This window comes from Streptococcus sp. 1F3, assembly GCF_054968985.1.
The window spans coordinates 1-8589 of record NZ_JBUEQR010000067.1 but is presented as its reverse complement, the minus strand read 5'-3'; the positions used below and the strand labels follow the sequence as shown (position 1 = coordinate 8589).

At 41.5% G+C, this 8589-nt stretch carries 8 protein-coding genes and 1 other RNA gene; 1 reads left to right on the top strand and 8 read right to left on the bottom strand.

The window, feature by feature from the left end; genetic code table 11:
- Positions 1 to 249: 249 nt before the first annotated feature.
- Positions 250 to 1863, bottom strand: a complete 1614-nt coding sequence (locus ACVPON_RS06315; RefSeq protein ID WP_462877275.1) for a ribonuclease Y — start codon at positions 1861 to 1863, stop codon at positions 250 to 252.
- Positions 1864 to 2169: 306 nt separating this feature from the next.
- On the opposite strand from ACVPON_RS06315, the gene ACVPON_RS06310 reads away from it, so the two are divergent.
- The gene (locus ACVPON_RS06310; protein WP_462877272.1) at positions 2170 to 2652 is read left to right on the top strand and encodes an S-ribosylhomocysteine lyase; all 483 of its coding nucleotides are present in this window, start codon (positions 2170 to 2172) and stop codon (positions 2650 to 2652) included.
- A gap of 138 nt (positions 2653 to 2790) precedes the next feature.
- Here ACVPON_RS06310 and ACVPON_RS06305 read toward each other — a convergent pair whose 3' ends face one another.
- The 7 genes from ACVPON_RS06305 to ACVPON_RS06275 form a co-directional block, all read right to left on the bottom strand.
- On the bottom strand, positions 2791 to 3177 hold the full coding sequence (locus ACVPON_RS06305) for a hypothetical protein (RefSeq protein WP_462877270.1): 387 nt from the start codon (positions 3175 to 3177) through the stop codon (positions 2791 to 2793).
- A gap of 530 nt (positions 3178 to 3707) precedes the next feature.
- Complete coding sequence (locus ACVPON_RS06300) at positions 3708 to 4238, bottom strand: DUF2599 domain-containing protein (RefSeq protein WP_462877268.1); 531 nt, start codon at positions 4236 to 4238, stop codon at positions 3708 to 3710.
- 345 nt (positions 4239 to 4583) lie between these two features.
- Positions 4584 to 5957: a cell division site-positioning protein MapZ family protein gene (locus ACVPON_RS06295; protein WP_462877267.1), complete on the bottom strand. Its 1374-nt coding sequence runs from the start codon at positions 5955 to 5957 to the stop codon at positions 4584 to 4586.
- 2 nt (positions 5958 to 5959) lie between these two features.
- Positions 5960 to 7123 (bottom strand): THUMP domain-containing class I SAM-dependent RNA methyltransferase, encoded by a 1164-nt coding sequence (locus tag ACVPON_RS06290; RefSeq protein ID WP_462877265.1) that lies wholly within the window; start codon positions 7121 to 7123, stop codon positions 5960 to 5962.
- Between the two features lie 51 nt (positions 7124 to 7174).
- An RNA gene (gene rnpB, locus ACVPON_RS06285) (RNase P RNA component class B) lies at positions 7175 to 7548 on the bottom strand.
- A gap of 17 nt (positions 7549 to 7565) precedes the next feature.
- Entirely contained in the window at positions 7566 to 7898 is a 333-nt protein-coding gene (gpsB, locus tag ACVPON_RS06280) for a cell division regulator GpsB (RefSeq protein WP_462877263.1), read from the bottom strand.
- A 73-nt stretch (positions 7899 to 7971) separates the two neighbouring features.
- Positions 7972 to 8505, bottom strand: a complete 534-nt coding sequence (locus ACVPON_RS06275; protein ID WP_462877277.1) for an SLOG family protein — start codon at positions 8503 to 8505, stop codon at positions 7972 to 7974.
- Between the last annotated feature and the right edge of the window lie 84 nt (positions 8506 to 8589).

Here is an 8589-nt window from a genome sequence, read left to right as displayed (position 1 = left end):
TTTGAAAACTTTAAAAAACGCATTTTGATTGCTTTAAACGTAAAGAAAGAGAGAACGAAGTTCGTCCTCTCACGATGTTAGCTTTTCATCAACCCACTACAGTTGACAAAGAGCCGCTTTTCATCAACCCACTACAGTTGACAAAGAGCCGAATTTAAATCTCTCCTCTTTTCGAAAAGTCAATCAGACGTAGTGACTAGGCAGTTTCCAATCGCTGATAGCTTCCGCTCTTACAGCCCTTTGTATTTTTTATTTAGCAACTTCTGTCGCCCGCGTTTCACGGATAACGGTTACCTTGATATTGCCCGGATAGTCAAGATTGTTTTCAATCTTTTCACGAATATCATGAGCCAAGATGGTAATCTTATCATCATTGATTACATTTGGATGGACAATAATACGAACTTCACGCCCTGCTTGAATAGCATAGGCTTGTTTGATTCCCTCAAAGCTATTGGCAATTTCTTCCAAATCTTGGAGACGCTTGATGTAGGCCTCCATGGATTCACGACGGGATCCTGGGCGGGCTGCACTTAGGGCATCAGCCGCAGCGACAACCACCGCAATGGTACTGGTCGCTTCCACATCACCATGGTGGCTAGCAATAGCGTTGACTACCACCGGATGCTCTTTGTACTTACGAGCCAATTCAGTTCCAATCTCAACATGACTGCCGTCTACCTCACGGTCAATGGCTTTTCCGATATCATGCAAGAAACCTGCACGACGTGCCAGATGAACGTTTTCGCCAAGTTCTGCCGCAAGTATGCCGGCCAACTTCGCCACCTCAATCGAATGACGAAGCACATTTTGACCATAAGATGTCCGAAAATGCAGGCGTCCCATGGTCTTAATCAAATCTGGGTGGAGGTTTGGCGCTCCAATTTCATAAGCGGCTGCCTCACCATATTCCCGAATACGATTATCCATTTCTACCCGGTGTTTTTCAACCAACTCTTCGATACGAGCAGGATGAATCCGTCCATCTTGCAACAAGGCTTCCATCGTCATGCGCGCAATTTCTCGGCGTATCGGGTCAAATCCAGATAAGACAACCACTTCTGGGGTATCATCAATGATAACATCAATTCCCGTCAAACTTTCAAAGGTACGAATATTGCGACCTTCACGTCCAATAATCCGTCCTTTCATCGTATCATCTGGAAGATGAACAGATGTGACCGTTTGCTCTGCTACATACTCACCTGAAATCCGTTGCATGGCTTGAGCTAGTAAATCTTTTGCAGTCTTATCCGCTCGCTCCTTGACTTCTCGCTCTGCTTCCTTGATACGTGTCGCAATTTCATGCGTCATCTTATCTCGTGTGTCGATCAAAATCAAATGACGTGCTTCTTCTTGAGTGAGCGAGGCTACCCGTTCTAATTCGAGAGCCTTTTGCTCCTCTAATTTTGCAACCTCTTCTTCACGCTCTTCAATGTGTTTAGACTTATCTACAAGGGACTGCTCCTTTTGCTCCAGAGCTTTTTCTTTATTTGTTAAATTATCGTCTTTACGGTCCAAGCTACTTGCACGTTCTGTCAAGCGCGCTTCCGTTTGTTTCAATTCTTGTCGTTCTGACTTAAATTCTTCCGCAATTTCTTCACGATATTTTCGAGCGTCTTCTTTCGCTTCTAAAAGCAATTCTTTTTTCAAGGTCTGGCGGTCACGTTCTGCAACAACCACAATATGATCTGCTTCTCGTTCTGCTTTTCCACGAATATTACTTGCTTCTTGTTCAGCGTTTAAAAGTGTCAGTTCTGCAGCTTCTTTTGCAGCTTTCATCTTTAAAGAAATCGCTAGATACCCAATAACTAAACCAATGAGAGCGGAAACCAAGGCAACACCAATCGATATTGCGGTCATTTTTTCCACCTCTTTTTTACTTATTTTAGATTCAAAAAATCCTCTTTCATTCTATCATATTTCAAATCATTTCACAATGACCAATGTACAAATAGACCAAAGATTGGGAAATATCGTTTTAAAGGTTCACTTCGTCCACGATTTATTTTGTAGGTATGGGGTTATTCCTACATTTGATTTTAAAGCTCTCATTTTCACCGTGTGCTTTAATAAGTCTGGGGACAATAAGAAAACCATTTCAACCTCTTTCCTATATCGGTCGCACAAAATATGGTATAATCAACTTTAATGAAAAGGAGGATTTTTATGGCTAAAGAAGTACTTGTTGAGAGTTTCGAGTTAGACCACACCATTGTCAAGGCACCCTATATTCGTATGATTTCAGAAGAAAGGGGACCTAAGGGAGATGTTATTTCAAACTACGATATCCGTCTGGTTCAGCCCAACGAAGATGCTATCCCGACAGCAGGCATTCACACCATTGAACACTTATTAGCCCTTCTCATCAGAAAGCGAATAGAGGGATTGATTGACTGCTCGCCCTTTGGATGTCGAACAGGCTTTCATATGATTATGTGGGGAAAACATTCCACAACTGAAATTGCTCAGGTCATCACATCTTGCTTGGAAGAAATTGCAGAAGTAACGACTTGGGAAGATGTCCCCGGGACAACCATTGAATCCTGCGGTAACTATAAAGACCACAGCCTCTTTTCTGCCAAAGAATGGGCAAAACTTATTTTATCTCAGGGCATTTCAGATGACCCCTTTGAACGTCGTCCAGTCTAACAAGCCCATACCAAAAAGCTCTGGATTCCAGAGCTTTTCACTTTGCTATCTACTATTTGTCAACCACACATTCTTATCTTCTTTGCCGATCAAAGCGAAACTGTGTCAACCAAATCTTGGTGAATAGCACATGATTGACTAGTCTGCACCCTCTGAAGCTTTTATTGCTGCAATAACCTCTCCTGCTGTTGCCGCATCTCCTTCAACAGAGATAATCTCTGTCCCCTCCTCATTCCAGGTTTCAACCGTAAAGGTCTCTTTTGTTTCTACATCACTACTAAAGTAGCCACCTTTCCACTCAATGATGGGAGCTTCAGGAGGAAGTTTTTGAAGGTGCTCCAGAAGATAGGGATCTTCGCCTGACTTGTATTGCTCAACTAAGGCACGCACCGTCCTATTCTCACTACTTGCTTCAATAGTGGATTCACCCGAGACTTCTGTTGCTTTCAACCTTTCTGACAAGGGTATTGTAGCTCCAACTGCGATACAAAGGAACGACCCTAACACCAACCATTTTTTCTTCATAACCATTCTCCTTTTTTATTTATGTTACCGCTGTATCACAACTTTTCACTAGAAACTAAGACTCAGCAAAAAAGCAATCATTGAGAAAATTAAATATTGATATTTTTTATCTTTCATGCATAAATACCAAGAATAAACCGCGAAAAAGAAAGATCCAATAAACAATAACAAGATTTTGACAAGATTTACCTCACCCTTATGGACAACAAGTAGAATAAGAGAGGTTAGTAAAAAGCTGACAAGAGTTGAATTGAAAATGAATTTAATTTTATAATCCTTAAATGATAAAAGGCAAATTGAATAAAAAACATTAATGATAGCATTTATCACGAAGCACCAAAAAGGAATACTATTTGACTTCATGATACCATAGTCACTAATAAATCCACTTATAATTTGACTTAGCAAGGAGATAGTTAGGACACCATATAGTATTAACAACAATACTACAACAGGAGCTTCGCAACGACTCAAAAGTAAACTGACTGCTAAACAAATAAAGGGAATGACATATAAATAAATATCCATAATCAAGGGTTACATCCACGAGCAATGACACGAGATAGGTTCGCTTCCGTTCTCCATGGTTCAATATTCCAAGGATTCTTTAAACCACCAATAGTAAATGTATGACACAAGAATTGAGCTTCCATAGAAGCCGTGTTTCTCCAATGAGGACTCGAACCATGACGCTCCTTCAACAATCTGAATGCAGTTGCGAACTTAGCAGCTTTTACATTAGGATTATCCCCGCCTACATACATAGAAGATGGATAATAATGACAACTCAAGGTAATTCCACCGGGGCGATTAACCCAGCCTGTACTACTTTTAAAATAGCTACTATACCCACCAGCCCTCTCATATTTCTCAGCTTGATAATAGGTCTTGAATTCTTCAATATCATCCTCTGTAATTTTGTGCCCACCTGTCACCGTACAGGTCCCTGACTCCTCAACAGAATAAGCCAAGGTCAAAACTTGAATAATATGGTCATTATCCATATATGGATCATCATAACTTGAGGTTTCAGCACTAGCAGGAATCTTCAAACAAACCATGCACAGAACAGCAAGTAAACAGAGAAGTCATTTTTTCATGGCTAATGCCTCCTTTTTTATTTATACTTCCACTGTATCACAAAATACAAAAAATACAAGTCTTTTTTTTTAAAAATTTTTGTGTTATAATGGTAAAGTTATAGCTTAAAAAAACCGTATTCTAGCTCCCACCTTTCACAATTCCATTGGAAAGGGGAGCTATTTTGATTTCACTTGAATATACATGTGCAATCTCATGCACCTTGCTGGCCTTGATTAGAAAATGACCGAGGATGGAGTTCTTTCACGGAACTCCATCCTCGGTCATTTTTTATTTTTATGAGACGCTGTTATCTGCAATGAACATCAGTAATCCAAGTCATCCGCATATCCGGCACCATTTCCAACGAAATAGCCGGTTTTGGCATTCATGGAAAAGAGGTAGGTACCGTCTGGACGGAAGAGGTTATAATAGCCATTGCCGTTGATAATGTTGACCCGCTCCAAAATATACTGATAGCCAGACACATAGCCCCGCTCTTGCGAAACGGCAATAATCGTCTCTAAAACCCCTGGATTAAAGGTCCATGCCGGATTGTTTACGTCATCAATTTTCGCTTGATCATACGGTACACGACTGAGATGTCGTTGAAGCGTCACACCTGCCGGAATATCTATTCCATATAGGGGGCTTGCTCCTAAACTAGCAGCATTAGCTGGGACCTCAGGAACTGTTGCCTCTACACTTGCAGATGCAGACGCTTCAGTATTAGAAGAGGAGTCTACCACATTGGCAGCTGAAGCAGTGCTACTTGCTGTTTGCTGTGAGCGACCGAGATTGATCGCTGCTGTAATCTTCGCATCAACAGAGGCGATACCTGTGGTTGCAGGACTTAAGTTCTCCCCGTCTCTAACCGTTGCACTTGTATCCAGATCACCATCAACAATAACAGGTTTATCAAACTGACTATTTAGGGCTTGAACAGCTTTGATAGCTGTTTCAAGAGCATCATACTGCTTCTTGGCTGTTTCATACGCAGCTGTTTTTTTATCTATCTTCTCCAAAGCTGCTTTCAATTCTGGTAATTGTCCAAAGGCACTATTCTTCAGTTTACTCTGTTCCTTGTCGACAAAGAAAGTCGCATATAGATCATGAAAAGCTACTACACTAGCCTCTCCCTTACTTGAGCTGCTACTTTGACTGGTTGATGTTGAAGATGCTTGTGTTTCCTCTATTTTTTCTGCTTGCTTCATCCACATAAAAGCTAGGGATAAGACAGTGATAAAAAGGAAGGCTAGGCTTGCCCAAATGATCCGTGATTTATGAGAAGATGTTTCCTTCTCTTCAACAGTATGAAAGGAGGCTGTTTCAGGGTCAGGTAACACCTCTTTTTCAGGTCCTTCTGGAGCAAACTTATGAATTTGCAAGGCTTCTATTTGCTCTTCAAGCTCCGTATCTACAGGGGATTCACTCTCTTCACCTACCTCTTCTATCCCAGCTACATCCTCTTCGGTCAAAACAGGTAGATCCATCTGCGTTTCATATTTTTCCGATTCAATCTCAGCCCTGTGTTGCTTAATATAACGGTCTAGGAGACCATCTTCTTCCGTCACACCTGCTTTGATCTCCTCGTGCTTGCGGACTGCTTGACCGACCGTCATGTTTTTGGCTTCTTCAAAATCTAAGATTTTTTCCCCATCATTTGGGAGACCATCATTCTTTTCTGTATTCTTTACCATCTCTATTCCTGCTCTTTCACCGCTCGCTTCACGCGCTGTCCAAAAAATTGATAAAGGTCAACCTTTAATGTTCCATTGTATAATTTCCGTTTTTTATCTGCCTGCCTACCATAGCGCTGTTCAAATTGCTCATCACTGGTCAAAATGAATTTAGACCAGGTTCGCAAAGGAGCAAATGTTTCTCCCATTTCACGATAGAGATGCACAACTGCCGAATCATTGAGAAGACGCTCCCCGTAAGGTGGGTTGGAAATAATGACACCATTAATTTTATTGGTATGAAAATCCTGCAAACGCATTTGCTTAAAGGTGATATCTTGAGAGACCCCTGCCTCAAGTGCATTGTTCTGAGCAATCTCCACCATGCGACCATCCATATCGAAACCTGAAATATCCAAGGTGAGATCCGTACGAATAGCACGACGAGCAACCTGTCTTTCTCGCTCTACCAAGACAGGGTCGACCCAGGTCCACTCCTCAAAAGAAAAGGAACGCTTCAGACCTGGTGCTATATTACGGGCTAGCATCGCAGCCTCAATACAAAAGGTTCCCGAGCCACAGGTTGGATCAACCAAAGGCTTGTCAGGATACCAGTTGGACAACTGCAAAATAGCTGCTGCCATATTTTCCTTAATCGGTGCACCACCTTTTTCGATGCGGTAACCACGCTTAAAGAGACTAGAGCCTGTCGTATCGATTAAAACCGTTGCAACATCCTTCAAAATAGCCACTTCAATCTTAAATTCCGACCCTACTTCCTGCAGAGGCACCCCTTCAGGACGCGAAAAATGCTGTTGTAATTTCTTGACAACCGCTTTTTTAGAAATGGCTTGGACACTCGGTTCATTGTGTAGGGTTGACTTGACACACTTGGCTTTGGAAATAGGGAACTTACAGCCCAAGGGCAGATACTGTTCCCAGTCCAAAGCAAAGACACCTTGGAATAGTTCTTCAAAGGTCTTGGCCTTGAAACGACCAACCTCAATTTTGATTCGATCGGCTGATCTAAGCCAGAGGTTGGTTTTGATCATAGCCGTGACATCACCCTCAAAACGAACACGACCATTTTCTACCTGACAGTCATATCCCAACTCTCGTACTTCCCGACCGACTACTGCCTCTAAACCAGCTGCAGCCGTTGCAATAAATGTAAATGTTTTCTTCATGATTCTCCGATAATAAAAGCTAGCAAAGCTAGCCTACCTATATATGCAATTTTCTATAAGCCATGTTTTGTTCCAGTGGTACTAGGCACTACCACCTTCGATAATCATCTGTCTACTGCTTGATGCAGTCAGGAAAGTTCGTTCTGCTTCCGACTTTCCCATGCCCCGACCGAAATTTGGGTTGCTAGCTTGAGGGGTTTACCGCGTTCCACTTTCTATGTTTCCATAAAAACTCCGTCACTGTGGCACTTTTCAGATCTACTTGAGCATATCTTCCGACTTAGCTATTTCAACCGCCGTAACGTAACACCTTGCCACGTCCCTAGGCTTATTGCTTCGCCTAGCACAAACACTACCGGCATCACAGCCGGTGCTAGCATGGACTTTCCTCATGGTAGAACACTACCACGCGATTATCCAAAAATTGCAAACACCTTACCTACTAATCTTCTTGTGCAATCTGTTTGCCGAAAACTTCTTTCTCTAAGCGATTCAAACGGCGCAAAATATCAAAGTTCGTCGCTGAAGAGGTCCGCTCTGTCCTCAAGGTCTCAGAGCCTTCCATGCTCGTTCCTCCCACACGTGGGGCGTTTGCCATCTGCGCTTTCAAGCGAGCAATCTCACCTTTCAACTCTTTGATGATTGCTTCGTAGGCATCATAGTCTTTCATGATTTCATCAAGGAAATCATTCACCTCATCTGGATCATAACCACGAAAACCAATTTTAAAGTCTTGTTCAAAAATATCTTTTGTCGTAAATTTAATACTTGCCATTTGCTACACCTCTATCTCCTAGAACATCATTATCTCTATTATATGAAAAAATATAAGGAAAAATCAAGTCATATCATTCAATTTTTTCAAAATTTTCAGCTAGCTCATTTAAGTGCTCAAAAGTAAGCGTTTTTTTAGTATACCCTTCTTTTTTTAAGATTAGATGATAAAGATATTTCAAATTTGTTTCATTTTCAGGATCGTAAAAAAGGTAGGCAGCATCTGTATTATCTAATAAAAACTGGTTGTACAGACGAAATTGGCTTGGATTTTCATAGCGAGGATAGATTATTTTTACAAAATCAACAGATTTAAAATGGGCTAATTTTATCTGATTGACCTCATTCCAATTTTCTCCATGATTTTCAAATAAAAAGAGCGTCGCTATCTGGAAGTCATACCCTTCCTGGCGCAGGTCCTGAAGCACCTCTAAACACCAGTATTCAAAGCCTAGATTGCCGGTCAGGATAAACCACTCCACCCCCTCTTCCAAGAAGCGAATGAGATCCGCCCGAATCGCTTTTTTGATGACGGTCATTCGAGGATCCTTATCCGAAAAAATCCCCAAATCGGTATGACGATAGCCTGTAATCAGTATCCGATCAATCACGACAAACGCATGAAGAAAAAATCGTTTTCAGAAAGCGAAAATCATAACTAGATATCAATCATTGTAGTACACTAGAATAGA

Excerpts from the sequence above, each read along its gene's own strand:
- ACVPON_RS06315 (WP_462877275.1), bottom strand. The coding sequence starts at position 1,863 with ATGACCGCAATATCGATTGGTGTTGCCTTGGTTTCCGCTCTCATTGGT.
- ACVPON_RS06305 (WP_462877270.1), bottom strand. The coding sequence starts at position 3,177 with ATGAAGAAAAAATGGTTGGTGTTAGGGTCGTTCCTTTGTATCGCAGTT.
- ACVPON_RS06290 (WP_462877265.1), bottom strand. The coding sequence starts at position 7,123 with ATGAAGAAAACATTTACATTTATTGCAACGGCTGCAGCTGGTTTAGAG.
- gpsB (WP_462877263.1), bottom strand. The coding sequence starts at position 7,898 with ATGGCAAGTATTAAATTTACGACAAAAGATATTTTTGAACAAGACTTT.
- ACVPON_RS06310 (WP_462877272.1), top strand. The coding sequence starts at position 2,170 with ATGGCTAAAGAAGTACTTGTTGAGAGTTTCGAGTTAGACCACACCATT.
- ACVPON_RS06300 (WP_462877268.1), bottom strand. The coding sequence starts at position 4,238 with ATGGTTTGTTTGAAGATTCCTGCTAGTGCTGAAACCTCAAGTTATGAT.
- ACVPON_RS06295 (WP_462877267.1), bottom strand. The coding sequence starts at position 5,957 with ATGGTAAAGAATACAGAAAAGAATGATGGTCTCCCAAATGATGGGGAA.